The sequence below is a fragment of the Pseudomonas sp. SWRI154 genome, assembly GCF_014268645.1.
Lineage (GTDB): Bacteria > Pseudomonadota > Gammaproteobacteria > Pseudomonadales > Pseudomonadaceae > Aquipseudomonas > Aquipseudomonas marvdashtae.
The window spans coordinates 112062-137247 of the sequence record NZ_JABWQW010000010.1; the positions used below are offsets into that span (position 1 = coordinate 112062).

Consider the following 25186-nt stretch of genomic DNA (forward strand, 5'->3'; position numbering starts at 1 on the left):
CTAAGGCAAGAGCCGATCCGGCAACAGGCGCATCAACTGCGTATCGAGCCAGGCCGCGAAGGCTGGCGACGGTGCGGCGTCCACCGCCAGGTACCACCAGTGTGGCTCGGCGAAGGCACGGCACTTGACCGCGTCCTTTTCCGTCATGACCACTGGCAGGGCTGGCGTGAAATTCAAGGCCTGGGCACTGTATTCGGCGTGATCGGCAAACCCGTGCGGTATAGGCCGCCAGTGTAGCGTTTCGAGGGTCTTGAAGAAACGCTGCGGATTACCGATACCGGCCACCGCGTGCAAGGCCTGGCCGGCTGGAAAGTGGTCGAGCGGGCGCCGTTCTCCACTGGCGAGGTTCACCAGGGCGGTGGGCCGCAATTCGAAGCCGAAGCCGTCTTCGCGGTCGGCGCCGGCGCCGTTGTACAACACCGCATCGACCGATTGCAGGCGTTCGACCGGTTCGCGCAACGGACCGGCCGGCAGGCACCGGCGGTTGCCGAGGCCGCGGGCGTTGTCGATCAGTACCAGTTCAAGGTCCCGGGCCAGGCGGTAATGCTGCATGCCGTCGTCGGACAGGATCAGGTCCAGCGGTTCGGCTTCCAACAGCGCGCGGACTGCGCGACTGCGATCAGGGTCGATCATCAACGGCACCCCGGTGCGCTGGACGATCAACAGCGGCTCGTCACCCGCGATGTCGGCGCCCTGCTCGGCCTGGACCCGCCAAGGCAGTTGCGGCGGCTTGGCACCATAGCCACGGCTGACCACGCCAACCCGCAAGCCGCTGCGCTGGCAATGTTCGATCATCCACAAGATCAACGGCGTCTTGCCGGTGCCGCCAACGGTAATATTGCCGACCACGATCAGCGGCACGGGCGGTTGGTAGATCTCGCCGTCGCCCGCCAGGAAGCGTTCGCGCTTGCTCACCACCACACGTCGATACAGCCATTCCAGCGGTCGCAACAGCGTCAGGGCCGGGTGACCTTCGTACCACGCGGCAAGCAATCGATCGGACATGGCCATCAGGGTGCCGGCGCCGCCTCGACCGTCGTCATGCGCAGGTGGCTGAAGCCGAGCTTGCCGGCTGCGTCCATGGCAGTGATAACGGATTGGTGAGGGGTCTTGCCGTCGGCGCTGATGGACAACGGCAGGCTGGTGTCACCGCCGGATTCCTTCTGCAGGGCCTCGATCAGGCTCGCCAGGTCGCTTTTGGGCAGCAAATGGTTATTCACCGAGAACGCGCCTTCGGCGCTGATGGTGACTTCCAGGTTCTTCAACTGCTGGTCTTCGGCGGGCGAACCACTGACCGCTTGCGGCAGTTCGACCTTGAGCTGGGTCTCCCGGGTGAACGTGGTAGTCACGACGAAAAACAGCAGCAGGATGAACACCACGTCGATCAGCGACGCGAGATTGATCTCGATGTTTTCCCGTGGTTTGCGGCGGAATTTCACTGCTTGCCCCCGGCCAGGTCCACGTCACGGTCGCCCTGCACCACCTCGACCAGCTTGATGGCTTCCTGCTCCATGCCCACCACCAACTCGTCGACGCGGCGTTGCAGGAATCGGTGGAAGAACACGGCTGGGATACCGACCATCAGGCCTGCGGCGGTGGTGATCAGGGCCTTGGAAATACCCCCTGCCAACACCGCGGCGTTGGTGGTCATGCCAGAGCCGGTAAAGGCACTGAAAATATCGATCATGCCCAGCACCGTGCCCAGCAGGCCCAGCAATGGGGACATGGCCGCGATGGTACCCAGGGCGTTGAGGTAGCGCTCCAGATCATGAATGACCCGCGCGGCAGCTTCTTCAATACATTCTTTCATGATCTCGCGACCATGCTTGGAGTTTGCCAGGCCCGCCGCAAGAATCTCTCCCAAAGGCGAACTGGCTCGCAGCTCCTTGAGCTTGTCCTTGTTCAGTTGTTTGTCCTTGATCCAGACCCAGACCTGCCCGAGCAGATGCTCCGGGGTCACGCGACTGGCCCGCAGGGTCCACAGGCGTTCGGCAACGATACCCAGTGCCGCGATGGAACTCAGAATGATCGGCAACATCATCCAACCGCCGGATTTGACCAATTCCCACACAGTGACTGCCCCCTCGAAAAAGTGCGCCACTTTATCATACAGACTCGCCGTGCAGACCCGTCCGGCCGACAACACGGCAAGAACGATGAGCCAGATCAATGCCGCGTCGATGGGCCAGCGGGTGGCGGCTCACGCCAGTAGCGACGCTCGCCGGCCTGGATGTGCGCCGGCCCGAACGCGCCCAGTTGCAGACGAATGGCACCCTGTTCGGCACTGTCATAGATTGTCATGCCCAACCTTCGATACCGCTCGATCACCCACGGATGTGGATGGCCGAATGCATTGTTTCGACCTCGGGAGATCAATACCGAATGAGGCTGCAGGCGCGTCAGCAACGCCATCGACGATGAGCTGCGGCTGCCATGATGCGGAGACGCCAACCATTGGGTCGGTACCCCCAGCGGACCGTCGAGCAAGGCGCGCTCGGCAGGGGCATCGATGTCGCCCGTCAGCAACAACCGCTCGCCGCCGGCCTCCACCAGCAAGACGCAGGACGTCTGGTTACTCTCGACAGCCGACGCCCATCGCCACAGCTCGAACCTGACCCCGTCCCATTCCCAGCCCTCACCGCTATCGCACGGGCCCGCCTGCAGATCGACGGGCAGCGCAGCGGGGTCGCCGCTGATCACCCGAGTCGTCGGCAGCCCGTTGCGGACGGCGCGAGCACCGCCAGCGTGATCTGCATCCGCGTGGCTGAGCAACATCAGGTCCAATCCGTGCACGCCGAGTTTGCGCAACGTCGGCACCACCACACGTTCGCCCGCATCGGCGTCGCCAAAGCGCGGCCCCGCGTCATATAGCAAGGCATGGCGACGGGTGCGCACCAAGACCGCCAGCCCCTGGCCAACGTCCAATTGCCAGATTTCGGCCTGCCCCCGGGGCACTTCTTCCCGTGGAGGAAAAACGATCAGCAACAGCATCGGCCAACCCAGGATCCGCAACGGCAGGCCCTTGGGCAACAGCAGCAACAAAGCACCGAGCGTCGAAAGGGCCCAAGCCCACAACGGCAAGGCGAGAGGTGCCCAAGCCGGTATTCGCCCGGCTGCCAGGGCTAGCCCCTTGAATAGCAGATCGAGCAATCCACCGGCGATCCATAAAAGGCTTTCACCCATGAACGGGACCGGCAGCAACGCCGTGCCAAGCAGCGCCGCAGGCAATACCAACAGGCTGATCCAGGGCACCGCCAGCAAGTTGACCAACGGACCGCTGAGACTGACCGGCAAACCCAGTATCAGTAACAACGGGCAAAGGCCGAGCGCAATCAGCCACTGGGCGCGGGTCCAGGTCTGCCACCAGCGCCACGGCCCCAGGCGAGCGCCAAAAGTGAACATCAATATGGCCACGGCGGCAAACGATAACCAGAACCCTGGCCGCAAGCTCGCCAGCGGGTCCAGCACCAGCACTCCAACGAAGGCCAACAGCCAAGCCCACCAAGGCTTCGCTTGTCGGAAGCGCAAGCGCCACAACAGCACCAGCCCGATCATGGCGCAAGCCCGCCGCACCGGCACCTCGAACCCGGCGAGCAAGCCGTAACCCAGGGCAGCGGCAAAAGCCAGCGCACAGGCCCAGGGCAACCACGGCAGACGCGACGGCCATGCGCCATAACGCGCCGCGCCGGCCACCAGCAGATAAACCAGGCCGGCAAGCAAGCCGATATGCTGTCCGGAGATCACCAGTAAATGGACAGTGCCGGTGTCTTGCAGCACCTGCCAATCTTCCCGGGTCAGACCGGCACCGTCGCCGAGAACCAACGCCATCAGCGCGCCGGAGCGACCCTGGGCATCGACTTTTGCCAGCGCCTGGCGCACCCCATCGCGCCAGGCGCCTTGGGCCGGCTGCACCAGCCAACCATCCTTGACCGAGCCGGTCGCGCCAATGCCCCGGCTCAGCAACCATGCTTCATAGTCGAAGCCGTGGGGATTGAGCAGCCCGGCGGGCCTTTTGAGCTTGACCGCCAGGCGCCATCTTTCACCGCTGTTGACCGCCGGCCCGTCGTACCAGGCCAGGCGCATCAACGTCGGCAAGCGTGTGCGTCGGGATTGAGCGTCGGCCAGTTCGAAACGCACCACGCCATCACTCTGTTGCGGCAAGCCGACGACACGCCCCTCGACCCAGCGGGTCTCACCCTCCAGCGCGGCGGGTAACCGGTCGTCCAATGCAAGCTGCGCCGAGAAACAGGCCCAAGCCAGCCCGAGGAAAAAGAAGCCCACCGGGTAAAGGCGAAATGGCAACACCATCAATGCCAATATCGACATGGCTGCGATCAGCCACAGCGGCGGCAATACCGGTAGAAAAATCGGCGCCAGCAGCCCCAATGCAAGCGCGACCATTGCTGTGCGCATAAGCTCATCCTTGAGAGTTCTCTCTCAGGCTTAGCTGGTTCATGGCACCGCGCGCGTTATCAATTGTCACAAAGTCTGAATCTGCCGGCCGTAGAATCCGGACATACTTGCGACCTGACTGCTTTGATCCCACCGAGAAGCCTTATGCCCCGGCGCCTATTCAAACGTTACATGCCTGACCCAGCGAGCATTCGGGAACACAAGTCCTTACGCTTTCTCGGTACTCTGCTTCACGATCCCAACCTTTGGCACCTCAATCGCCATTCAGTGGCACGGGCGATGGCCGTCGGCCTGTTCGCCGCGTTTCTGCCGATCCCTTTGCAAATGCTGCTGGCCGCGGCGCTGGCCGTCACGGTGCGTGGCAATATTCCGATTGCGGTGAGCCTGGTCTGGTTGACCAACCCCATCACGATGCCTGCGGTGTTCTTCTGCACTTATCAAACCGGTGCCTGGCTGATGGACGTGCCAGCCCGGACGTTGCCGGATGAGCTGACCTGGGAGTGGATCACTAACCAGTTGTCGACATTGTGGCAGCCGTTTTTGCTGGGGTCTGTGGTGACGGGATTGGTGCTTGGTGCGTTGGCGTATTTTGTCACCATGGCGTATTGGCGATGGTGGGTTGCCAGGCAGTGGCGGCGGCGTAAGAAAAGCCGGATGTGAAATGCAAAAGGCCTCCAACAATTGGAGGCCTTTTCGTTCCGCTCGAGACGGTGGCGCATGAAACTACCGACTCAGGTCCGCATCCCCCGCCCACTCACCAACAACCGCGCACACCCCACATAAAGCACCACAGTCGCCACCACCATGAACGTAATCGCAATGCTGATGCGAATGTCCGAAACCCCAAGGATCCCGTAGCGGAAAGCGTTGACCATGTGCAGCACCGGGTTGGCCAGCGACACGGTCTGCCAGAACGGTGGCAGCAGGGAGATCGAGTAGAACACTCCGCCCAGGTAGGTCAATGGCGTGAGCACGAAGGTCGGGATGATAGAAATGTCATCGAAGTTGCGCGCAAACACGGCGTTGATGAAACCCAGTAGCGAAAAGATCGTCGCAGTCAGTACCACAACCAGGATCGTCAACCCCAGGTGATGCACTTGCAGGTCGGTGAAGAACAGTGACAACAGCGTCACGATCAAACCCACCGCCAGCCCTCGCAGCACGCCGCCCAAGGTGAAGCCGATCAGGATCGTGTGAGGCGAAACCGGCGAGACCATCAGTTCTTCGATCGAGCGCTGGAACTTGCTGCCGAAGAAACTCGACACGACATTGCCATAGGAGTTGGTGATCACCGACATCATGATCAGTCCAGGCACGATGTAGTCCATGTACGTGAAGCCGCCCATGTCGCCGATCTGCCGGCCGATCAGGTTGCCGAAGATGACGAAGTACAGAACCATCGTGATGGCCGGCGGCAGCAACGTTTGCGGCCAGATTCGCATGAAGCGTCGGACTTCTCGGTAGACGATGGTATTGAGAGCGATGAGGTTGGGGCGCAATTCGGAACTCATACCGCCACCTTCGCCAGGTTTTTCTCCACCAGGGACACGAACAACTCCTCAAGGCGATTGGTTTTGTTACGCAGGCTCAGCACTTCGATGTTCTGCAGGGCCAATTGGGTGAACAACCCGGTGATACCAGCGGCTTTGTCGACCTGGACTTCCAGTGTGTGGCGGTCCACCAACCGGGCGGGATAGCCAACGAGCTGCGGCACGACATTCAGGTCATGCTTGAGGTCGAGCAGGAAGGTTTCCACATGCAACTGGCCCAGCAACTGGCGCATGCTGGTGTTTTCGACGATGGTGCCGTGGTCGATGATGCCAATGTTGCGGCACAGCTGCTCGGCTTCTTCCAGGTAGTGCGTGGTGAGGATGATGGTGATGCCTTTCTGGTTCAGCTCGGTCAGGAAGGTCCACATCGAACGGCGTAGCTCGATGTCCACACCCGCGGTCGGTTCGTCGAGGATCAGCAGGCGCGGCTCATGCACCAGCGCGCGGGCAATCATCAGGCGCCGCTTCATGCCCCCGGACAACGAACGGGACGGCACGTCGCGCTTGTCCCATAACCCTAGTTGGGTCAGGTACTGTTCGGCGCGCTCATTGGCGACCTTCGGCGGGATGCCGTAGTAACCGGCCTGGGTCACGACGATGTCGAAGGTCTTTTCGAATTGGTTGAAATTGAATTCCTGGGGCACCACGCCAATGCAACGCTTGAGCGCGGCGGGTGAGCGGTCCAGGTCATGACCGAAGACATTTACCGTACCGCCGGTCTTATTCACCAGGGTAGAAAGAATACCGATGGTGGTGGACTTGCCTGCACCGTTGGGGCCAAGCAAGGCGAAGAAATCACCTTCGGCAACGTCCAGATCGATACCACTCAGGGCCTGGAAACCGTTGCCGTAGGTTTTGGTTAACTGCCGTATGGACAGAGCGGAACTCATATCGGATTACGCACCAAGAAGGGGAGGAGAAAAATAGATAAGGGCATGCGGCGAGCAATACAACCACGGCGCACGAAGGCAATGGTGCGTGGCGTCGCCGCACAAGTACAGTGAAGTGTGTCGATAGTAAGTATTAAGTCAACGCGGTCATGACGGCTTTTCGATAGGCTGGACGCTGCGTAAGCCGTGCGTACCAGGCCTTCAGGTGCGGCAGGTCGGCGCGCTCGATAGGCATCTCGAACCAGGCATAAATGAAGCTGCCCAAGGGAATGTCGCCGATGCCGATTTCATTACCCGAGAGGTAAGGCTGTTCGGCCAAGACCTGCTCCACCATTGCCAGCAAGTCGCCGCATTCCTTGATTCCTGCGTTGATGGCCGCCCAGTCCTGTTGCTCGGGTGGAGTGCGCAACACGCCCCAGAATACCGTGCGAAACGGGGCAGCGAAGCTGGACGTGGTCCAGTCCATCCATTTTTCAGCCCGGGCTCGGGCCTGAACGTCAGCGGGGTACCAGGCCGAACCCGGGGCATGACGAGCTGCCAGATAACGGACGATGGTGTTGGATTCCCAGAGCACGAAGCCGTCCTCCTCGATCATCGGGACGCGGCCATTGGGATTCTTCGCACGGTACTCAGGCGTGTCCACCACACCGAACGCCCCGCCCGCGTCGATGGCCTGGTAAACCAGGCCCAGCTCTTCGGCGCACCATAACGCCTTGCGCACGTTCGATGAATTCTTCCGGCCCCAGATCTTCAGCATCACGGCTTCCTCATTGGATAAATGCCGCAGCAGCATACGCCGGATCAGCCGTGACTCAAATCGCCCTGCAGGTTCCCAATCCATAACAGCCCTGGCTCGGCGATAACGACGTTTCGGCCAGACAATGGCGTTTTCTCACGCTGGCAACGAACGATTTCCCACGGCTGTTGCCAACCAGACTGGCGCAATGTGTCGAGGGTTTCCCACGAAATCAATCACATCGCGCCTACCGCCGGTTTTGCAGGGGCCGTCTAAGCTCTGAAGGTCGGTTTGCCTTGGTTCACGGAGGATCACTTATGCTGTTGTTGTGGATACTGGTGCTGGTCGTTGGGATAGCCTGGCTGGCGCACCGTCGCACCGCCCCGCTGCCCGCGCTGGGCATCGTCGCGGTCTATTTGCTCGTCATGGGTGCTTCCAGCCGCGCCCCCGGTTGGCTGATGCTGATTCTGTGGCTGGCGCTCGCCGTCGTCGCTGCCCCGCTGTTGCTGCCAGACCTGCGCCGCAAATATTTCAGCGCGCCGATGTTCGACTGGTTCCAGAAGACCTTGCCGCCCATGTCGCAGACCGAACGCGATGCCATCGACGCCGGCACGGTGTGGTGGGACGGCGAACTTTTCAGTGGCCGCCCGAACTGGGACATGTTGCTGGCCTACCCCAAGGTGCAATTGACCGAAGAAGAGCAGGCATTCCTCGACGGCCCTACCGAAGCGCTTTGCGCAATGGTCAGCGACTGGCAGATCGGCCAGGCCATGGACCTGCCACCGCAGGCCTGGGCCCATATAAAGGAACACGGTTTCTTCGCGCTGATCATCCCCAAGGAATATGGCGGCAAGGGATTCTCCGCCTATGCCCATTCCCAGGTGGCGATGAAACTGGCGACCCGCAGCGGCGACCTGGCCTCCACCGTGATGGTCCCCAATTCCCTCGGCCCGGCCGAACTGCTGCTGCACTATGGCACCGATGAACAACGCAACCATTACCTGCCGCGTCTGGCCCGTGGTGACGATATTCCCTGCTTCGCCCTGACTGGGCCACTGGCCGGCTCCGACGCCGGAGCGATGCCCGACACCGGCATCATTTGCAAGGGCGAATGGGAAGGCAAGGAAACCCTGGGCCTGCGCTTGAACTGGGAAAAGCGCTACATCACCCTCGGCCCGGTCGCCACCCTCCTCGGCCTGGCCTTCAAGGCCTACGATCCTGACCACCTGCTCGGCGACGAAGAGGACCTCGGAATCAGCCTGGCGCTGATCCCGACGAATACACCCGGCGTCCAGATCGGTCGCCGTCACCTGCCCCTCGGCGCCGCCTTCATGAACGGGCCGAACTGGGGCAAGGACGTGTTCATCCCGCTGGACTTCCTCATCGGCGGCCAGGCCATGCTCGGCAAAGGCTGGATGATGTTGATGAATTGCCTGTCGGTCGGACGCTCGATTTCCCTGCCCGCGGTAGGCACCGGCGCGGCGAAGTTCACCAGCCTGGTGACAGGCCAATACACTCAGGTGCGTGAACAATTCAACGTACCGTTGGCCGCCTTCGAAGGTATCCAGGAGGCCATGGCGCGGATTGGCGGCAACGCCTGGTTGATGGACGCCGCGCGCATGCTGACCGCCAACGCGGTAGACCTCGGCGAGAAACCCTCGGTGCTGTCGGCGATCCTCAAGTATCACCTGACCGAACGCGGTCGCGAGTGCATCAGCCACGCCATGGACGTGCACGGCGGCAAGGGCATCATCATGGGCCCGAACAATTACCTGGGCCGCAGCTGGCAAGGCGCGCCGATTTTCATCACGGTCGAAGGGGCGAACATCCTCTCGCGCAATCTGATGATCTTTGGCCAGGGTGCCATCCGCTGCCACCCGTTTGTACTCAAGGAAATGGCCCTGGCGACCCGTGAAGATAAGGACCAGGCGCTGATCGAATTCGATGGATTGCTGCTCAAGCACATCGGTTTTGCGCTCAGCAACGCCGCCAGCACCCTGGTGCTGAACCTGGGCCTGGGACATTTTGACAATGTGCCGGGCAATGCCTTGAGCCAAGGGTATTTCCGCGCCCTCAATCGGCAGGCGGCAGCATTCGCCCTGCTGGCGGATTTGAGCATGATGTTGCTCGGCGGCGAACTCAAACGTCGCGAACGCCTGTCCGCACGCCTGGGGGATGTGTTGAGCAACCTCTACCTGGCATCCGCGGCGCTCAAGCGTTACCACGACCTCGACTCGCCAGACCATATGGCGCCGCTGTTCCAATGGGCCATGGAAGAAAGCCTGGGCCAGTCGGAGCGGGCGTTGGACGAACTGCTGGCGAACTTTCCGAACCGCGTGCTGGGTTGCCTGCTGCGGGTGGTGGTGTTCCCTTTCGGCCGGCGCCACAAGGGCCCGAGCGACAGATTGGACGCCGAGGTCGCCGCCGTGATCGGTCGATCAAAAGGAGATCCGACCCTGGAAGAACTGCTGCAGGGATGTTATCGCCCGCAGTCGGAGGAGGACCCGGTGGGCGCCCTGCAACATGCCGCCGACCTGCTGGCCGCCGCTCGTCCGCTGCACAAGAGACTTCACGAAGCCCTCAAGCAGGACCAACTCAACCCGGCGCCAGGCGAGGACCTCATCGAAGCGGCGCTGGAAGCGGGTGTGCTCCAAGCCGGTGAGGCACTGACCCTGCGCGCAGCCGAAGCTGCACGACGTAAGGTGATAGACGTCGATGATTTCGACAAGGAAGAGCTGACGCTCGCCGAAGCCAAGGTTCGCTGATCCTGGCAGCGATCTGATCGATAGCATGTAAAAGCGGGCGCAAGAGCTTTATACTCCTGCGCCCGTTTTGCTCTTGAGGACTTATCTCGTGTCCAATGTCGTTGCCGATCACCTCGTCTTGCTTGACCACTTGCGCAGCATCCTGGTCGCCGTGGGTGAGGCCGAACAGGTTCCCGAAGAAAGCCATGCGCTGTTCCTGGAGCGCTTCGACGAATTGCGCGCGCAATTGCCTGTCGACCCGATCGAAAGCCAGTACCTGGGACAGGACCTGCTATGCCAGGTCATCGTTCGTTATCCACAGATCGCTCATTTGGTGCCGCGCGATCTGCTGTGGTACTTCGCCGGTGATTGCCTGCACTACATGCCTGACGAAGAAATCAGCCTCTACCAAGCCTTGGAGGAGCGTCGTTTCGAAGCCGAACAAAACGACGAGCCCTTCGATTGGAACCAGGAAAAGCAATTGCTGGCGATGTCAGATCAGGACAGCAAGCACTGATTGCACCCGTCACGCAAAGGCCCGCACGGTGTTAACCGCGCGGGCCTTTTTCATGGGCGAGAGAACGCTCGGTTCCAATTTTCTGTCATTGATCGCCGGCTCGATATGACGTTTTGTTGACGCGAAATCCAGGCAATCTCCCCTTCCGTCAGATTTAAGTCACAAAGTCCGTTTTTGATATGGCGCTTTGCCATGGGTGAACTACCGTCACAAAAGCAGGACTCGGGGTGGGCATTTCTACCGCCTCCGAGACCACCTGATCAAAACAATCAGGTGAAATGAAGAGGGGCAGCCCGGGCCTCTTAAGTGATCCGAGGCAATGATTTGCCTAGGGATGGCCTCTCTATCGAGGATCACTTCATGACTCATCGCACCGTGCCCACGTTGAAACGCTTCATTCATGGCTTGTTCTGGATGGGACTCGGCCTGGATGCAGCCCATGCTGTTCCAGCCAACTGCTCGCAACTGGACAATCTGCCGGCGACCTTCGAGGTTGGCCAAGGGCTACAGAATGAACTTCGCATCCTCGCCCCCGTGACCAAGCTGGCAGTAGGCGACCCGAAGATTGCCGACGTACAACCCAGCGGCAGCGATGCCTTTATTCTTACTGGGCTGATGCCCGGCGCCACCAGCCTGATGGTCTGGACCGAATGCTCGAGAATACCGCGCCAGAGCATGGTCTTCGTGACAGGCCGGGCCACCGCGGCGCTGACCAGCGTTGCCAACGTGCCATCGGAAGACCCGATGTTGCTCGCCCAGGTCCAGACCGACATCCGCTTCGTCGAGGTCAGCCGGACCAAGCTCAAGGAAGCCTCGACTTCGATTTTCGGCAGCCGTGGCAACTTCCTGTTCGGCTCACCAAGGACGCTGCCCACGATCGGCGGCGTGGTCCGTCCTTCCTTGCCGGTCAATAACGACATGTTCAACCTGTCGTTCGCCACTGGACAGACGTTGCTGATGATCAACGCGCTGGAAGGCAGCGGTTTCGCCTATACGCTGGCACGGCCGAGCCTCGTGGCGCTCAGCGGACAAAGCGCGAGTTTTCTCGCCGGGGGCGAGATACCGATTCCGGTGCCGAGTGCCGGAAGCGACAACGTCTCCATCGAATACAAGGAATTCGGGATCCGCCTGACGCTGACACCGACCGTCATCGGCAAAAACCGCATCGCTTTGAAAGTGGCGCCTGAGGTCAGTGAGCTGGACTTCACCAACGCCGTGAACATTGCCGGCACGCTGGTCCCGGCGCTGACTGTGCGTCGCACCGACACCAGCATCGCGCTGGCAGACGGTGAAAGCTTTGTCATCAGCGGACTGATCAGCACACGCAACGCGTCACAGGTGAACAAGTTCCCAGGCCTGGGCGACGTGCCGATTCTTGGTGCATTTTTCCGCGACAACTCCGTCAACCGCGAAGAGCGCGAACTGCTGATGATTGTCACGCCGCACCTGGTCCAACCTCTGGCCGCCGACGCTCAGTTGCCGACGCTGCCGGGCGAACAACTGCGTAACTACGACCCGAACTTCTACCGCATGTTTTTCCTGGAAAACGGCGAGTTCGACAACCGCAGCGGGCTTTCCCAATGAGCCGCTACCTGACATTCGAGGCGTCACGCATCCAGACGGTTGCAAGGGGACATTCAATGAAAGCAGTCATCGCAATGGCGGCGGCTTTGATACTGAGCGGTTGCGCCAGCAACGGCACCTTGGCCTCGCGCCCGGCCAACTGCGCCAAGCCCGGCTCCGATCAGGAGCTGGCCCTCAACCTGGCCGATGACATGGCCAATGATGGGCGCTTGTATGCCAGCCTGGCGAACCTTGAAGGTTTGCCCGAGGACCTTGTCCAGGTTCGCCTGCGCAAGGCTCGGGTGCTGCGCTTGATGGGGCGCAGCGAGGCGGAACCGCTGTACAAGAGCCTGCTCGGGACGTGCCTGGCCGCCGACGGCGAACATGGCCTGGGCCAGTTGGCCGCCGCTCGAAATGACCATGCCAGCGCCACGGAACACCTGGAGCGCGCGGTCAGAATGGCGCCCACCGAAGGCAAGATCCGCAACGACCTGGGCGTGGTCTATCTCAATCAACGCCGGATTCCCCAGGCCCGCTTCGAGTTCATGACGGCCATGGAGCTCCAGCGATCAGACTCGCTGGCAGCGCTCAACATGGTGACCCTGTTGATTTACCAGGACAACTGGAAGCAAGCAGCCGAACTCGCCAACATGGCCAAGCTGAGCCCCCGGCAGATAGCCGATGCCCAAGCCCGCGCGGAAAAAATCAGGGGCTCGGCGATTAATCCCCTGACGACACAAGCGAACCGCCTGAACGAGGTCGTCGACGCCTCAACCGACGCGGCCAAGTAGAGCATTCGAGGAGTCAAGACAATGAAAACCCAACAACTGATGATCGTATGCGTGGCCTGCCTCTCCAGTACCGCCTGGGCGATCGAGCCGGGCCCTTCTTCAGCGGCGCAACAAGGCACCGAGAGCTGGATGCAATTGCAGATCCGCGGTGTCGTGGCGTCGACCAACCTGCAGACCGTCTCGGCCACCGAACGCGAGCTGGCCATGCAGCGCTGGCTTAACAGTTTCAACTACCCGATCCCGGATTTTTTTGACCAGGACTCAGGCGGAGAAATTACCAGCAGCAAATGAGGCATCACACACGCAAAGACCGCAGCCTCCAACAGCCCTACGCTCAACGTAGATGCTGTTGGAGGCTGCGGTCTTTTGGCTTCAAGGCTGCGGCGCGGGAGCGTGATCCCGCTCGGCCAGGCTGACGTTCCAGGTACACAGCAGCCTCAAGGCACACGGCGGCTACGCCGAGACGTCGGACTAGCCCAACGGGAGCAAGCGCCCTCGCCACAGGTGCGGTACGTTGGCGGGAAGGCGCGATCTACATATTCCCAAAGGCCCTGAACACACCAATCATGGCCGGGCCGATGGCGACCAGGAAAAAGCTTGGCCACAGGCAGAAGATCAGCGGAAAGATCAGTTTGGTGCCGATCTTGGCACCCATTTCCTCGGCGGCCTGGGTCCGCCGGTCACGGAATTCGTCGGCATAGATACGCAGGGTATCGGCCACGCTGGTGCCAAAACGGATACTTTGCGCCAACAGGCTGACCAGGCCCTGGATGTCTTCCAGGCCGGTGCGCACGGCCAGTTGCTTGAGCGCCTCGGTGCTGGTGATGCCCGCGCGGATCTGCGCATTGACCAGGGCCAGTTCCTCGGCGAGTTCGATCTGGCTGACCGACATTTCTTCAGCCACCCGTTCTATCGTCGTGGGCAAGGCCAGGCCTGACTCGACGCAGACGACCATCAGGTCCAGCGCATCCGGGAACGCCGCGCGCAACCGGGTTTGTCGTGCCTGCTTGCGCTTGCCGACATAGAGCGCCGGCAGCAGCCAGCCGATGCCCGCCACGAGCGTCGCGACCAGCAAGCCGATGGCCACTGAAACCTTGATCATCGGCAACAACACCAGCGCAAGGCCAAGCATCAGCAGCGGCAAAATCAGGCGCACCGCCCAATACATCTGGACCGCCGAGGCAGAACGGTAACCGGCATGCGTCAGCAGCATCTGGGTCGCCGAAACCTGCGCCGGGTCGGCCGAAGCAAAGCGCTGGCCGACCCGCTCCAGCAAAAGTTGCAAGTTACCGGGCGCCTCCTGCCCCGCCGTGCCGCCCGAATAACCTCGCTTGATCAGCGCCAGGCGCCGCTGGACCGGGTCCTGCAGGCCCAGCAGAAGCAGGATGACGGCGACGGCTGCCAGCACCGTGCTGAGGCCGATCACCGCAATGAACAGCAGCCGGGCGAGTTCCTCGCTTCCGGTAAATCGACTGAACAACCCGAGCAAAAAATCCATGACTGACACCTCTGGGCGCAACAGCGCTTATACCTGGATCCGGATGATCTTCTTGATCCAGAAAATCCCGATCAACATGGCGCAGAAGGCGCCGATGATGAGCTTGTGACCGATGGGATCGTTGATCAGTACCGGCATGTAGCTGGGACTGGTCAGTACGATGGCGATCGCCAGCACGAACGGGATCGCCACCAACACCCAGGCCGACATGCGCCCTTCGGCCGACAGCGTCTTGATCTTGCGCTGGAAGCGGAAACGCCCGCGGATCAAACGGCTCAAGCGCTCCAGCACCTCGGTCAGGTTGCCGCCGGTCTCGCGGTGGATGAGGATCGAGGTCACCAGCATCATCACCGTCATGCTGGGCATGCGTTCCAGCAGGCCGAGCATGGCCCGGCGCACGTCGTTGCCGTAGTTGATGTCGGAGAAAGTCATACCGAACTCCTGGGCGACCGGCCCCTTGTGCTCCTCGGCGACCAGGCGCAGGGTTTCGTTGAACGGGTGCCCGGCGCGCAAGGCCCGGCACATCGCGTCCAGTGCATCTGGCAAACCTTCCTCGAACGCGGCGAAACGTTTGTTGCGGTCACGGAGGATTTTCAACACCGGTATCCAGGTCACTGCAAATGCCGCCAGCAGCGCCATCCACCAGACCGGCGAGACCATCAGCACCAAAGCGCCGACCGCCGCCCCCAGGATCAGGCCGAGCAGCATGACCCGATAAGCCCGGTATTCATGGCCGGACTGTTCGATCAGTTGCGTCAGGTTGGCCATGAACGGCAGCTGCTCCAGCCAGGCTTCCAGCGGGGACAGGCGCGTCAGGTATTTCTGCCGGAGCACGGTCTGCATGTTGGGCAAATGGTTGGCCTTCTCCAACACATGCAGGCGCCCGCGAATGCGCTTGCGCATCCTGCCGGCCTCGCCGAACACCGGCACCACCACGCCCTGGGACAGCAGGAACACGGCGATGAACACCATGCCCAGGAACATCAGGATGAACTCGCCGGGGATATTGTTCATGAGGTCCGGCCCTCCATCCACTCAGGGCGAAACAGCGTCAGCGGCAGTTCAATGCCACGCTTGGCCAGCACATCGCGAAACGCCGGGATCATGCCGCTGGGCCGGTATTCCCCGAGCACCTCGCCGTGCTCGCCGATGCCTTGGCGCACGAAAGAGAAGATTTCGGTCATGGTGATCACCTCCCCTTCCATCCCGTTGATCTCTTGCATGCTCACCACGCGGCGCTTGCCGTCTTCTTGACGCTCCAGTTGGATGACCACATCGATGGCCGAGGCAATTTGTTGACGCATGGCCTTGATCGGAAAAGTCGCCCCGGTCATCGACACCATGTTCTCGATTCGCCCTAGGGCATCTCGTGCGGTGTTGGCGTGAATGGTGGTCAGCGAACCGTCGTGGCCGGTGTTCATCGCGGTGAGCATGTCCATCGCCTCGGCGCCACGCACCTCGCCGATGACGATGCGGTCCGGACGCATCCGCAGGCTGTTGCGCACCAATTCTCGCTGGCTGACCTCGCCACGCCCCTCGATGTTCGACGGCCGGGTTTCCAGGCGAACCACGTGGGGTTGCTGCAGTTGCAGCTCGGCCGAATCCTCGATGGTGACGATGCGCTCGTTGTGGGGGATGAAACTGGAGAGCACGTTGAGCATGGTGGTCTTGCCGCTGCCGGTCCCACCGGAAATCAGCACGTTCAAGCGCCCGCGAACAATGGCCTTGAGCAGCAAGGCAATGGCCGGAGTCATGGTGCCGACCTGGATCAAGCTGTCGGTGTTGAGCAGGTCCACGGCGAAGCGCCGGATCGACATGCTCGGGCCATCGATGGCCAGCGGCGGAATGATCGCGTTGACCCGCGAACCGTCCTTGAGCCGAGCGTCCACCAACGGCGAGGACTCGTCGATGCGTCGCCCGAGGCTGGAGACGATGCGGTCGATGATGTTCAGCAGGTGCTGGTCGTCGCGAAAGCGCACGTCGGTGCGTTGCAGCTTGCCAAAGCGTTCGACGTAGACCGACGCAAAACCGTTGACCAGAATGTCGGACACGCTGTGGTCGGCCAACAACGGCTCCAACGGACCAAGGCCGAGCACTTCGTCGGTGATCTGCTTGATGATCAGCTGCCGGCTGGCGGTACTCACTGGCGCCGAATGCTCTTCGAGCAAGCGCTGGCAGATATCGCGTATCTGCCGCGCGGCCTCGGCTTGCTCAAGAGCATCGAGCAATGACAGGTCCATGACCTTGAGCAGTTGCTGATAGATCTTTTCCCGCCATTCGGCCTCCACCGGCGTGACGTGGCTGCGGGTTTCGTACAGCACATCCGGGATGGCCTGCTCCCAGGCCATCAATGCGTCTGTCGGGTCCGGCAGGCCGTCGTCGGATTGGGCACCCACTGAGGCGCCTGGTTTGGCGGGCTGTTTGCGCAAGCGGTTACGAAAGTCGCTGATCATGGGTCATCCCCCGAAAAAACGGTTGAAGGCACGTTTAAGCAGGCCCTTGTCCGTGGCCATCTGGTGACCGACCAGGTCTTCGGTCAAATCGCGCAAGGCGACGGTAATGGCCGCCTTCGGCGCGTGCAGCCCCAACGGCACGCCAGTGTTCTGACTCTGGCTGACCAGGTTGAAGTCATTGGGCAATTTCGACAGGTTCGCGCAACGCAGGGCCTCGCCGATGTCCTTGAGGCTGACGGCGGCGTTTTTGTCGTAGCGGTTGATCACGATCTGCAACTGGTCCCCGCGCACACCGAGGTCTTCGCGAAGGATCCGCACCAGGGCGCTGGCATCGCGCAGGTGGCTGACGCTTTGCTGCACCACGACGTAGATCCGGTCCACTTGTTCCAGCACCGAGCCGGTGAGGTGATCGATCTGCCGTGGCAGGTCCACCACCACCCAGTCATAACTGGCGCGGGCCAATTGCAACAAGGCGTCGAGCTGCTCGGGTTGGGCGTCCTGGGGCAGGCACAACTCGCCGGCCCGGCCACCCAGTACGTGCAGGGTCGGGCTGAAGTGGCTGCAAAAGCCCCGCAGCGCGACGCTGTCCATTTCGTCTATCTGCTGCAGCACTTCCAGGTGACTGTGGGACTGCGCCACGTCCAGGTAATGGGTCACGCTGCCAAATTGCAGATCCATGTCCAACAACAGGGTATTGCCTGCCCGGGCACTGAGCTGCTGGGCCAGGTTGCACGCCACCAGCGTTCCGCCGGAGCCGCCCTTGGCGCTGATCACCGCGACCAGCTTCCCTTCGTTGCCGTTGCCGAGACGGACTTCCATCACCAGGCGATTCAACGCCGCCACCAATTCCGTATCGGCGATGGGTTCGGGCAGCACATCCCGGGCACCGGCCTGCATCGCCAGGCGCATGCCTTCCTGCTCACCCAAAGGACCGCATACCAGCATCGGTGGCCGTTCATGGGCCGGACGTTGCAGCAACGCCGACAGTTCCTCGCGCCACAAATGGCTGACCCGCAGCAGCAACAGATCGGGCATACGGTCCAAGCCGTAGAGCGGATCGACATGCCCGTTGCTGACCAGGCGCGTGCTGACCTCAAGGCCCGGCATGCGCTGGCAGACGCATTGCAGGTCGCGCAGTGCGGTGGCATCGCGACTGCTGATCAGTATCCGCAGCCCGGCTCTGCCAGTGGTGGTCGAAAGCGGATTTTCCCTGGTGTTCAGCATGGTGTGATCTCCGCGGAATCGGAATGACGCCCGAGGCTTTCGCGTGGCAAGGTTGCCCGGAACGTGGGCAACGTAATGGGCACGCCCAAGCCGGGAATGAACAGGTTGAACACGAAGTTCTGCACGCTCAGCCGCACATAGCGGATGGCACGAAAGCCGGTAGTGCCGGACGTGTTGGTGGGGTTCGCCACCACGGCGCCGTTGACGTCCAGATAGGTCAGCGCCAGGTTCGAGGTCGCCAGGTTGCTGATCAGTTGACTGGTGCCAGCGTCCGTCGCGGCGTTGAAGATGGCCCGGCGCAGGACCACCGGGTCGCTGACATTGCACACCGCCGCCAGCCTCGCGCCACGGCGCGCCGCTTCATCCAGGGCATTGACCGTGAAATACAGCCGGCCCATTTCCACCACGCCGAACAGCAGGATGAACACCAGCAAACCGACGAAGGAGAACTCCACGATGTAGGTGCCACGCATGTGTTTGCAATTCATCACAGCGCCCTCATGACGGTGGTCGCCACCAGTTCGATGCCCAAGACGGTGGACGCACCGAAAAAACCAGGGATCACCGTGCCGATTACCGGAGAGAAGGTGTGCTTGATGGTGACGCGCACATGATCGATGCCCTCGGTGACGACCTCCACGTCCGCCGTGGTGAGCCCAGACACCACGGCGTCGCCGGTAGCGCTGGGCACGCCATACACCGCCACGTTTTTCGTCTGGGTCAGCAGCGTGTTGTTCAGCGTGATGCCGCCCAGGGTGGTATTCCACGCCTGGCTGGCGACGAAGCGATCGGCATCGCGGCTGGCCTGAAGCAGTACGTTGTACTGGTAGAGCATCCGGCCGAACTCGCCGAAGGCCAGCAGCAGCAACAGCAGCAACGGCAACACCAGGGTGAACTCCACCAGCGCCACGCCTCGCTGGGCCTGCGCGGGCTTGAAATGCGAAAGTCCCATGACGCCTCCTACGAGTCAGTGCTCGGCGTGCCGTTGCCGTTGAGATAGGTTTTGTAGAGCTGGATGATCTGGGGGCCGGAGTCGCTGGACGGCGTGGGGCCGGGCACGTTGTCGCCTTCGCACTCCTGGACGAACTGGCCGAAGATGATCGACTCCGAACCACCACCGTTCACCGGCTGCAGGACGAAATAGCAACCGAACCCCAATACCGGAATCGACGTCGAGCCACTCAGTTTCCCGGCGCAATCGCCGATCACGATCTTCAGCATCCTGCGTTCGAAAACACCGTTGCTTTCACAGCCGCTGGCGCCCCCCGCCACACAGGCAGCGACCTGGGCCCGCCAGTCGTTGTAGTCCTGTATCGCCTCGCCGCCCGCCGAGAGATCGCCGTTGCTCGAGGTGATGGACTGGCTTTTGTATTCCGGCTGGGAAAGCGCATCGTTATAGGTGATCGCCGGGGTGCCTGAGGACGTGATCAGGTCCGGTGGATAGTCCGACGCGCTGACCGGACCGTTGTAGACACCGAAACGCGTATTCAAGCCTTGGGAGGTCGGGCCGGCTTTATTACCCGGTGAAGTCTGGACATTGTCGCCAACGCTGCGGCAGACCGAGCCTCCGCCCGCCAGGTCCTCTCGGACCGCACTGCCGCCGGAGCCGAAATCCAGCAATTGGAAGTTGCCCGGACCGATGGGCGAAGTGTTCCCCGCCGCGGTTTTCAAGACTTCCAGGTCGCCAAATTGATATCCCCAGAAGTTGCCGGCGGCCGGGTTGTATTGAGTGGGATCGCCACAAACCATCAACGGCGCCAGATCACACGGCGAGGTGGGGCTGGGGCCCGCCGTGGCAATCGCCGCCACGCGCTTGTTGCCAAGCCCGGCGCTGCCCATGGTTTGCACGAAGCTCCAGAAAAAACCGTCCAATTGATAGCTGGCCACCGACACCCGCACGTATTTGGCATCGGCCGGCCCGGGATAGGAGAACGGGCCATAGACGCTGCTGGCCAGTTCCACCACGGCGAACGCGCCCGGGTTGCCGGCAACCGCAGTGGCCAGCTCGGTGTTGCCCACGGCGCTGGCATTTCTGTTCAACGTATCCAGGGCCGCCGCGCGGGTGGTGCTGGCCATGTTGATGCCGCCACTCACCTGGCTCAGGGTCTTGGCGCCGCCCAAGGCCGCGGCATCCACCGCATTCTGCAGGCGCGTCTTGTTCAGCAACATGTGCCCGCCATCGAGGGCCAAGGCCGCCATCATCGAGATCGCCATCAGCGCGATCACCATCAGTACACTCACCGCCCCTCCCTGGCGCCGGATATTGGCATTCATCATCGAGCCCTCACCTACAACGTTTGAGGATCGGCATTACCACGGCCCTCAGGGGCCTGGCATGGAGGGGTCACTCAGCGGACATTGATCACGCTGCTTTCAACCCCGCGGATCAGCGTGATTGCCCCGCCTTGCGGCTTGGCACTGCGCTGCACCAAGGGTTTGGGCAGTGGCGCGGCGGCCATGGCCATGACTGGCGCAGGGACTGGCGGCGCAACGGCGACAGGTTTTTTCTCCAGGTTCAACGGGTTGCGCAGCGCCAATTGCAGCTTGCCTTCGGTCTGCGCGGTGACCAACGCTTCCGCTTCGGTGACCGACATTTCCAGGGTCACGGCCCGCACCACCACCGGCTGGGTCTTGTCGGTGCCCGCCGTCTGGTCCACCGCCAACACTCGCAAATTTTCCAGGATGGTCCGGGACGTGGCGCTGTTGCTGCCGGCGCTGGTGGTCTTGGTCGCCAGCACATCGACCCGGTTACCCGGCAAGAGGAAGCCACCCACGCCGACCACATCGTCCACGCGTACCGAAATGGCCCGCTTGTCCGGCGCGATCAGCGAAGCCAGGGTGCTGCCGCCCAGATGCTCGCTCAAACGCGCACCGCGCACGATGTCGCCGCGCAGGATGTCAAAGGTGGCGATCTTGCCCACGGCCTGTTCGCTGGCATCGAAGGCATCATCCGGAATTGTGTCCATGGGCATGCGCACGGTCGTGACCTGCTGGGCCTCGACCATCTGCCCGAAAGGAATCTCTACCGTCGCGACCACCACGCTTCGCAAGTGATCGTCAGGGGTCGCGTTGAGTCGCGCGCTCAGCCAGGAGTCAGCCATCCATGCGGCACCAAGGCCCATTACCAGAGAAACGCCTATCAGCGAAAACGTGCGGGAGCTCATGTCGGTATCTCCAGATCAAAGGAAGTCGAGCTGAACGAAGTAGTTGTGCCAGGCCCATTCCAGCTCTTGCGGCGACAAAGGCCCGGAACCGCCCAGGTAACGCTGGCGGTCGAGCGCCATGTTCAACAAGTCACGGGGATGGCAAGGCACCAGCGGCATGCCTTCGCCGCCATACAACCGCTGCAACACATGACGCACCAGCAGCGGGTCGTGGGGGATGCCCAGGCGTTCGCACTCCTGGCGCCAGATGCGCTCGTATTCGTCCGGCTTGAGGTAGCCGAACTGGACCTTGTAGCCGATGCGCCGTAGGAAGGCTTCGTCCGCCAGCTCCAAGGGGTTGAGGTTGGTGGAGAACACCAGCACCAGGTCAAACGGCAGCTCGCAATGCCGGCCGCCGCCCAGGTTGATGAAGTCGCGCTTTTCTTCCATCGGCACGATCCAGCGGTTGAGCAACTCAGCCGGGGCCATGCGCTGGCGGCCCATGTCGTCGATGATGAACAGGCCGTTGCTGGCCTTGAGCTGCAATGCGGCCTGGTACTGCCGGGTGAACGGGTCGTAGCGCACATCCAGCTGTTCCATGCTCAACTCGCCGCCAGTGATGACGATTGGGCGTTTGCAGCACAGCAGTCGGCGGTCGATGCCTTCGTTGAGCATCAGGTTGTTGGTTTGGCTGTTGTCATCCAGGCGCTGGTGCACTTGCGGGTCGTAGATTTCGATCACCGACTCGTTGATGACGATGGCATGGGGCACCCAGATGGCCTCGGCGAACAACCGGATCAGCCGGCTGCTGACGTAGGTTTTGCCGGTGCCCGCCGGGCCGTAGATCATGATCGCCCGCCCGGAGTTCAGGGCGACACCCAACTGGTCGAGCATGCCCTGGCTCAGCACCATCCCGGCCAAGGCTTGATTCATGTCCTTGGCGGTGATGCGGCCGTGGTGGATGGTCTGGATCTTGATCAGCGAGCGGTAGGTGCTCACCGGGAACGGCGCCGCGCCGATGTAACCGCTGCGGGCCAGGGCATCACGGGCGGAGCTGCGACCGCGCTCGGTCAGGCCATAACGCAACGTCTGCCCGCCGGTCTGGCCCAACTGACCCAGCACTTCGACGCGACCGTCCTTGCGCAGGAACGCCAGGACTTCTTCTAGCACCGCGCCGGTCAGGGCCAGACGCTCCGCCAACCGCGACATATCCAGTACACCGGCATCGTGCAAATGTTTGCACACCAACTCGCCAAGGAAACTGTCCGTCAGGCCCGTGTCGCGAATCGAACTGGGCTGCGGCGCCAGGCGTTGTACCGCTTCGCGTTCACTGGGGTAGGCATCGCTATCGTTGATGACGTGCATGACTAGACTCCCCAGCCGCCGGCAACCAGTTGCCAGTAGACGCTGTTCAAAGTGCCGATCAGGATCGCAATCGAATAAGGAAAGGGTTTGCCGGCCACTTCATCCGACGTCGGCGCCAGGTAGGACTGGGCGCGCACTATCAACCAATAGCGTCCCAGGGTCTGGAGCAGTTGGCCGCGGGCCAGGACGATCAGGAAACCGCACACACCGCCAGCGATCAGGCTGAACAGCGCCGCCCACAGTGCGTAGTGAAAAGGCAGGAAGCTGCCAACCATGGTCATCAGCTTGACGTCGCCAGCAGCCATGCCACCGACTGCGTACATGGGCAGGAACAATCCGAAACAGATCAGCATGCCCAGCAGGCTGTCGCCCAGGCCACCGATCCCGCCGGTATAGACCTGGCCAGCCAATCCCAGGGAGATACCCACCAGGACCAGCGTGTTGGGGATGCGATGGCGACGCAGGTCGCTTGCCACCGCCACGCCCAGTAGTCCTAGCAGCAGTACCGTCGACACCAGCAGTTCCATGGACATGATGCGTCTCCTGAGGGTGGTTTTCGTTAGCAGGCGACGTTGCTATTGACGACCTGGCACAGCGCCCGGATCTTGGTATCCACGGCACCGCCCAGGAGGACGAATGCCGCCGCGACCAACACCGTTATCAAGCCACCCGCGACCGCGTATTCAACAATGGTCAGGCCGTCTTCATCTTTGGCAAACGTGCTGATCGCAGTTTTTATTGTCTGGAAAGTCATCTCATCCACCTCACGCTGATAAGAAGTACTGCCAAGAACCTGGTTGGAGGGGACAGCGCCAGTCCATTTGTTGGATTCGTTGTACTCACTGCAAAAGAGTCGCAAGCGTTATTCCTTGAAGTGACCGTGTCCCCTTCATCGCAAGTTCCCGCCGTCAGCAGGCAACGTTGCCGTTGACCGCCTGGCACAGTGCACGGATCTTGGTATTCACGGCACCGCCGAGAAGAACGAACGCTGCGGCCACCAATACGGTGATCAACCCACCGGCCACGGCGTATTCCACAATGGTCAGGCCGTCTTCATCTTTGGCGAACTTCAGTACCGAAGCCTTGATAGTTTGAAGAGTCATTTCGCACACCTCATCGGGGTAGTTTGCAAAGGGGCAGTACATTGCGAACTGCCTGATGCAACCCTAGTCAGCAGGTGGCCATGGCCGTTAGGAGGATTTTGCACATCGCTAGGATTTTTTTGCGCCGCATGGAAAAAGAACTTTGGGTCGCCAATTCGGCCCCGAAACAGCGGATACGGGCGTCCCGCTAAGGAGATAGTCGTAATGATTCGAATTTTTATAAAAAATTATTCGGCGAAGTGATAGCACAGTGACAATACTGCTAGCTAAAGGGCAGAAAGAACCTGTGAGTAGTCGTCCTATGGCACCCAATCCGACTGGAAAGCCAAAGCTGTTATGGGTCGATCTGACTCATGATCGGTCCACCCAGGAACTCGCCTCCGAGTTCAAGGACGCGTGCGATTGCACGCTGGCAAAAAATGCCATGCTGCCCAGCGGGGAACAGGTCGATATGATCTGCATCCACTTCGACCGCCCAGACACGCCGGGCCTGCGGCGCCTGTTGGAGATCAAGCGAACCGTTCCCACCATCCCCATTACCATGTTCACCGTGCAGCACTCCGAGGAATTGGCGGTGTGGGCCATGCGCTCCAGCGTCTGGGAATACATGGTGCTGCCCCTTTCAGGCGCCGAGAGGAAGCGCTACCTCACGGCCGTGATGCAACTGTGCGAACTGCGCCGCAACGCCAACGGCCGAGGAAAGACTTCGCAGATCGACCACTCCCCCACCCTGCCGGACAGCATTCGCCTGACCTCCGGGCACCAGAAACATCAGGCCCTCAGCCACATCATGCTGTACATCGATCAGCATTTTCGCGAAAGCATCGATCAGCGTGACCTGGCCAAGCGTTGCGGCATGACCACGTTTCGCTTCAGCCGCGTGTTCAAGGAGGCCAATGGGCTGGGCTTCACCGATTATGTACTGAATAAACGCATGAGCTTCGCCAAGGAACTGCTCGACAACAGCCAGATGCCCATTACCAGCATTGGCTACGACGCCGGCTTCAAGGACCCGTCCTACTTCGCCCGGGCCTTTAAGCAATACGCCAATTGCACGCCCAGCGAGTATCGTCTTGCATACCAGATGCGTTGCGCCAACCCCGCACCACTACCGCCTGATGAGGCGGTTCTGGAAGCGATTGAAAGTCTGGTGCACAGCCTTGAAGACTGAGATTGGAGCGATTTTTCATACGCGC

At 61.4% G+C, this 25186-nt stretch carries 26 protein-coding genes; 7 read left to right on the plus strand and 19 right to left on the minus strand.

The window, feature by feature from the left end; translation table 11 throughout:
* The 4 genes from lpxK to HU806_RS11765 all read right to left on the minus strand — a co-directional run bounded on the left by lpxK (position 1) and on the right by HU806_RS11765 (position 4413).
* On the minus strand, positions 1-1011 hold the full coding sequence (gene lpxK, locus HU806_RS11750) for a tetraacyldisaccharide 4'-kinase (protein ID WP_186611533.1): 1011 nt from the start codon (positions 1009-1011) through the stop codon (positions 1-3).
* Positions 1011-1439: a flagellar polar localization protein PocB gene (gene pocB / locus HU806_RS11755; protein WP_186611534.1), complete on the minus strand. Its 429-nt coding sequence runs from the start codon at positions 1437-1439 to the stop codon at positions 1011-1013. Before pocB ends, lpxK begins: the two co-directional genes overlap by 1 nt.
* Complete coding sequence (gene pocA / locus HU806_RS11760; protein WP_186611608.1) at positions 1436-2071, minus strand: flagellar polar localization protein PocA; 636 nt, start codon at positions 2069-2071, stop codon at positions 1436-1438. The genes pocB and pocA overlap by 4 nt, the downstream gene beginning before the upstream one ends.
* A gap of 95 nt (positions 2072-2166) precedes the next feature.
* Positions 2167-4413 (minus strand): DNA internalization-related competence protein ComEC/Rec2, encoded by a 2247-nt coding sequence (locus tag HU806_RS11765; protein ID WP_186611535.1) that lies wholly within the window; start codon positions 4411-4413, stop codon positions 2167-2169.
* Positions 4414-4557: 144 nt separating this feature from the next.
* Between HU806_RS11765 and HU806_RS11770 the strand changes: the two genes are divergently transcribed.
* Complete coding sequence (locus tag HU806_RS11770) at positions 4558-5073, plus strand: DUF2062 domain-containing protein (protein ID WP_186611536.1); 516 nt, start codon at positions 4558-4560, stop codon at positions 5071-5073.
* Between the two features lie 71 nt (positions 5074-5144).
* Here the strand turns inward: HU806_RS11770 and HU806_RS11775 are convergent, their stop codons facing one another.
* From HU806_RS11775 to HU806_RS11785, 3 genes are all read right to left on the minus strand, one after another.
* A complete protein-coding gene (locus tag HU806_RS11775; protein ID WP_186611537.1) occupies positions 5145-5924 on the minus strand; it encodes an ABC transporter permease in 780 nt (259 codons plus the stop codon).
* The gene (locus HU806_RS11780) at positions 5921-6853 is read right to left on the minus strand and encodes an ABC transporter ATP-binding protein (RefSeq protein WP_186611538.1); all 933 of its coding nucleotides are present in this window, start codon (positions 6851-6853) and stop codon (positions 5921-5923) included. Before HU806_RS11780 ends, HU806_RS11775 begins: the two co-directional genes overlap by 4 nt.
* A 133-nt stretch (positions 6854-6986) precedes the next feature.
* Positions 6987-7610: a glutathione S-transferase family protein gene (locus HU806_RS11785; RefSeq protein WP_186611539.1), complete on the minus strand. Its 624-nt coding sequence runs from the start codon at positions 7608-7610 to the stop codon at positions 6987-6989.
* Between the two features lie 296 nt (positions 7611-7906).
* Here HU806_RS11785 and HU806_RS11790 point away from each other — a divergent pair, with 296 nt between their 5' ends.
* From HU806_RS11790 to HU806_RS11810, 5 genes are all read left to right on the plus strand, one after another.
* On the plus strand, positions 7907-10354 hold the full coding sequence (locus HU806_RS11790) for an acyl-CoA dehydrogenase (protein WP_186611540.1): 2448 nt from the start codon (positions 7907-7909) through the stop codon (positions 10352-10354).
* Between the two features lie 88 nt (positions 10355-10442).
* Positions 10443-10850, plus strand: a complete 408-nt coding sequence (locus HU806_RS11795) for a PA2817 family protein (protein WP_186611541.1) — start codon at positions 10443-10445, stop codon at positions 10848-10850.
* Between the two features lie 360 nt (positions 10851-11210).
* On the plus strand, positions 11211-12434 hold the full coding sequence (locus tag HU806_RS11800; RefSeq protein WP_186611542.1) for a type II and III secretion system protein family protein: 1224 nt from the start codon (positions 11211-11213) through the stop codon (positions 12432-12434).
* A 56-nt stretch (positions 12435-12490) separates the two neighbouring features.
* Positions 12491-13204 (plus strand): tetratricopeptide repeat protein, encoded by a 714-nt coding sequence (locus HU806_RS11805; protein ID WP_186611543.1) that lies wholly within the window; start codon positions 12491-12493, stop codon positions 13202-13204.
* Between the two features lie 21 nt (positions 13205-13225).
* Positions 13226-13495: a DUF3613 domain-containing protein gene (locus HU806_RS11810; RefSeq protein ID WP_186611544.1), complete on the plus strand. Its 270-nt coding sequence runs from the start codon at positions 13226-13228 to the stop codon at positions 13493-13495.
* A 241-nt stretch (positions 13496-13736) separates the two neighbouring features.
* Here HU806_RS11810 and HU806_RS11815 read toward each other — a convergent pair whose 3' ends face one another.
* The 12 genes from HU806_RS11815 to HU806_RS11870 form a co-directional block, all read right to left on the minus strand.
* A complete protein-coding gene (locus HU806_RS11815; protein ID WP_186611545.1) occupies positions 13737-14702 on the minus strand; it encodes a type II secretion system F family protein in 966 nt (321 codons plus the stop codon).
* A gap of 27 nt (positions 14703-14729) precedes the next feature.
* The gene (locus HU806_RS11820; RefSeq protein WP_186611546.1) at positions 14730-15716 is read right to left on the minus strand and encodes a type II secretion system F family protein; all 987 of its coding nucleotides are present in this window, start codon (positions 15714-15716) and stop codon (positions 14730-14732) included.
* Positions 15713-17155: a TadA family conjugal transfer-associated ATPase gene (locus HU806_RS11825; RefSeq protein WP_186611547.1), complete on the minus strand. Its 1443-nt coding sequence runs from the start codon at positions 17153-17155 to the stop codon at positions 15713-15715. Before HU806_RS11825 ends, HU806_RS11820 begins: the two co-directional genes overlap by 4 nt.
* Positions 17156-17158: 3 nt before the next feature.
* Complete coding sequence (locus HU806_RS11830) at positions 17159-18379, minus strand: AAA family ATPase (RefSeq protein ID WP_186611548.1); 1221 nt, start codon at positions 18377-18379, stop codon at positions 17159-17161.
* The gene (locus HU806_RS11835) at positions 18373-18867 is read right to left on the minus strand and encodes a TadE family protein (RefSeq protein WP_186611549.1); all 495 of its coding nucleotides are present in this window, start codon (positions 18865-18867) and stop codon (positions 18373-18375) included. Before HU806_RS11835 ends, HU806_RS11830 begins: the two co-directional genes overlap by 7 nt.
* Positions 18867-19331: a TadE/TadG family type IV pilus assembly protein gene (locus HU806_RS11840; protein WP_186611550.1), complete on the minus strand. Its 465-nt coding sequence runs from the start codon at positions 19329-19331 to the stop codon at positions 18867-18869. Before HU806_RS11840 ends, HU806_RS11835 begins: the two co-directional genes overlap by 1 nt.
* 8 nt (positions 19332-19339) lie before the next feature.
* Positions 19340-20656 carry a TadE/TadG family type IV pilus assembly protein gene (locus HU806_RS11845; RefSeq protein WP_186611551.1) on the minus strand — a complete coding sequence of 439 codons (1317 nt, stop codon included), beginning with the start codon at positions 20654-20656 and terminating at the stop codon, positions 19340-19342.
* A gap of 71 nt (positions 20657-20727) precedes the next feature.
* Positions 20728-21543, minus strand: coding sequence for a Flp pilus assembly protein CpaB (cpaB, locus tag HU806_RS11850; protein WP_186611552.1), 816 nt, complete (start codon positions 21541-21543; stop codon positions 20728-20730).
* A 15-nt stretch (positions 21544-21558) separates the two neighbouring features.
* Positions 21559-22887, minus strand: a complete 1329-nt coding sequence (locus HU806_RS11855) for a DUF8689 domain-containing protein (RefSeq protein ID WP_186611553.1) — start codon at positions 22885-22887, stop codon at positions 21559-21561.
* A 2-nt stretch (positions 22888-22889) separates the two neighbouring features.
* Positions 22890-23420 (minus strand): A24 family peptidase, encoded by a 531-nt coding sequence (locus HU806_RS11860; protein WP_186611554.1) that lies wholly within the window; start codon positions 23418-23420, stop codon positions 22890-22892.
* A gap of 26 nt (positions 23421-23446) precedes the next feature.
* Positions 23447-23641 carry a Flp family type IVb pilin gene (locus HU806_RS11865; RefSeq protein WP_186611555.1) on the minus strand — a complete coding sequence of 65 codons (195 nt, stop codon included), beginning with the start codon at positions 23639-23641 and terminating at the stop codon, positions 23447-23449.
* 154 nt (positions 23642-23795) lie between these two features.
* Positions 23796-23990, minus strand: coding sequence for a Flp family type IVb pilin (locus HU806_RS11870; RefSeq protein ID WP_008070254.1), 195 nt, complete (start codon positions 23988-23990; stop codon positions 23796-23798).
* 301 nt (positions 23991-24291) lie between these two features.
* On the opposite strand from HU806_RS11870, the gene HU806_RS11875 reads away from it, so the two are divergent.
* Positions 24292-25161 carry a response regulator transcription factor gene (locus HU806_RS11875; protein ID WP_186611609.1) on the plus strand — a complete coding sequence of 290 codons (870 nt, stop codon included), beginning with the start codon at positions 24292-24294 and terminating at the stop codon, positions 25159-25161.
* Positions 25162-25186 lie beyond the last annotated feature (25 nt).

Bases quoted from the DNA above. Each gene is read 5' to 3' on its own strand.
- HU806_RS11770 (WP_186611536.1), top strand. From the start codon at position 4,558: ATGCCCCGGCGCCTATTCAAACGTTACATGCCTGACCCAGCGAGCATT.
- HU806_RS11820 (WP_186611546.1), bottom strand. From the start codon at position 15,716: ATGAACAATATCCCCGGCGAGTTCATCCTGATGTTCCTGGGCATGGTG.
- HU806_RS11860 (WP_186611554.1), bottom strand. From the start codon at position 23,420: ATGTCCATGGAACTGCTGGTGTCGACGGTACTGCTGCTAGGACTACTG.
- HU806_RS11870 (WP_008070254.1), bottom strand. From the start codon at position 23,990: ATGACTCTTCAAACTATCAAGGCTTCGGTACTGAAGTTCGCCAAAGAT.
- HU806_RS11840 (WP_186611550.1), bottom strand. From the start codon at position 19,331: ATGGGACTTTCGCATTTCAAGCCCGCGCAGGCCCAGCGAGGCGTGGCG.
- HU806_RS11775 (WP_186611537.1), bottom strand. From the start codon at position 5,924: ATGAGTTCCGAATTGCGCCCCAACCTCATCGCTCTCAATACCATCGTC.
- HU806_RS11830 (WP_186611548.1), bottom strand. From the start codon at position 18,379: ATGCTGAACACCAGGGAAAATCCGCTTTCGACCACCACTGGCAGAGCC.
- HU806_RS11810 (WP_186611544.1), top strand. From the start codon at position 13,226: ATGAAAACCCAACAACTGATGATCGTATGCGTGGCCTGCCTCTCCAGT.
- HU806_RS11815 (WP_186611545.1), bottom strand. From the start codon at position 14,702: ATGGATTTTTTGCTCGGGTTGTTCAGTCGATTTACCGGAAGCGAGGAA.
- HU806_RS11825 (WP_186611547.1), bottom strand. From the start codon at position 17,155: ATGATCAGCGACTTTCGTAACCGCTTGCGCAAACAGCCCGCCAAACCA.
- HU806_RS11835 (WP_186611549.1), bottom strand. From the start codon at position 18,867: ATGAATTGCAAACACATGCGTGGCACCTACATCGTGGAGTTCTCCTTC.
- HU806_RS11780 (WP_186611538.1), bottom strand. From the start codon at position 6,853: ATGAGTTCCGCTCTGTCCATACGGCAGTTAACCAAAACCTACGGCAAC.
- HU806_RS11865 (WP_186611555.1), bottom strand. From the start codon at position 23,641: ATGACTTTCCAGACAATAAAAACTGCGATCAGCACGTTTGCCAAAGAT.
- HU806_RS11790 (WP_186611540.1), top strand. From the start codon at position 7,907: ATGCTGTTGTTGTGGATACTGGTGCTGGTCGTTGGGATAGCCTGGCTG.
- HU806_RS11765 (WP_186611535.1), bottom strand. From the start codon at position 4,413: ATGCGCACAGCAATGGTCGCGCTTGCATTGGGGCTGCTGGCGCCGATT.
- HU806_RS11785 (WP_186611539.1), bottom strand. From the start codon at position 7,610: ATGCTGAAGATCTGGGGCCGGAAGAATTCATCGAACGTGCGCAAGGCG.
- HU806_RS11855 (WP_186611553.1), bottom strand. From the start codon at position 22,887: ATGCACGTCATCAACGATAGCGATGCCTACCCCAGTGAACGCGAAGCG.
- lpxK (WP_186611533.1), bottom strand. From the start codon at position 1,011: ATGGCCATGTCCGATCGATTGCTTGCCGCGTGGTACGAAGGTCACCCG.
- HU806_RS11800 (WP_186611542.1), top strand. From the start codon at position 11,211: ATGACTCATCGCACCGTGCCCACGTTGAAACGCTTCATTCATGGCTTG.
- cpaB (WP_186611552.1), bottom strand. From the start codon at position 21,543: ATGAGCTCCCGCACGTTTTCGCTGATAGGCGTTTCTCTGGTAATGGGC.
- HU806_RS11845 (WP_186611551.1), bottom strand. From the start codon at position 20,656: ATGATGAATGCCAATATCCGGCGCCAGGGAGGGGCGGTGAGTGTACTG.
- HU806_RS11875 (WP_186611609.1), top strand. From the start codon at position 24,292: ATGGCACCCAATCCGACTGGAAAGCCAAAGCTGTTATGGGTCGATCTG.
- HU806_RS11805 (WP_186611543.1), top strand. From the start codon at position 12,491: ATGAAAGCAGTCATCGCAATGGCGGCGGCTTTGATACTGAGCGGTTGC.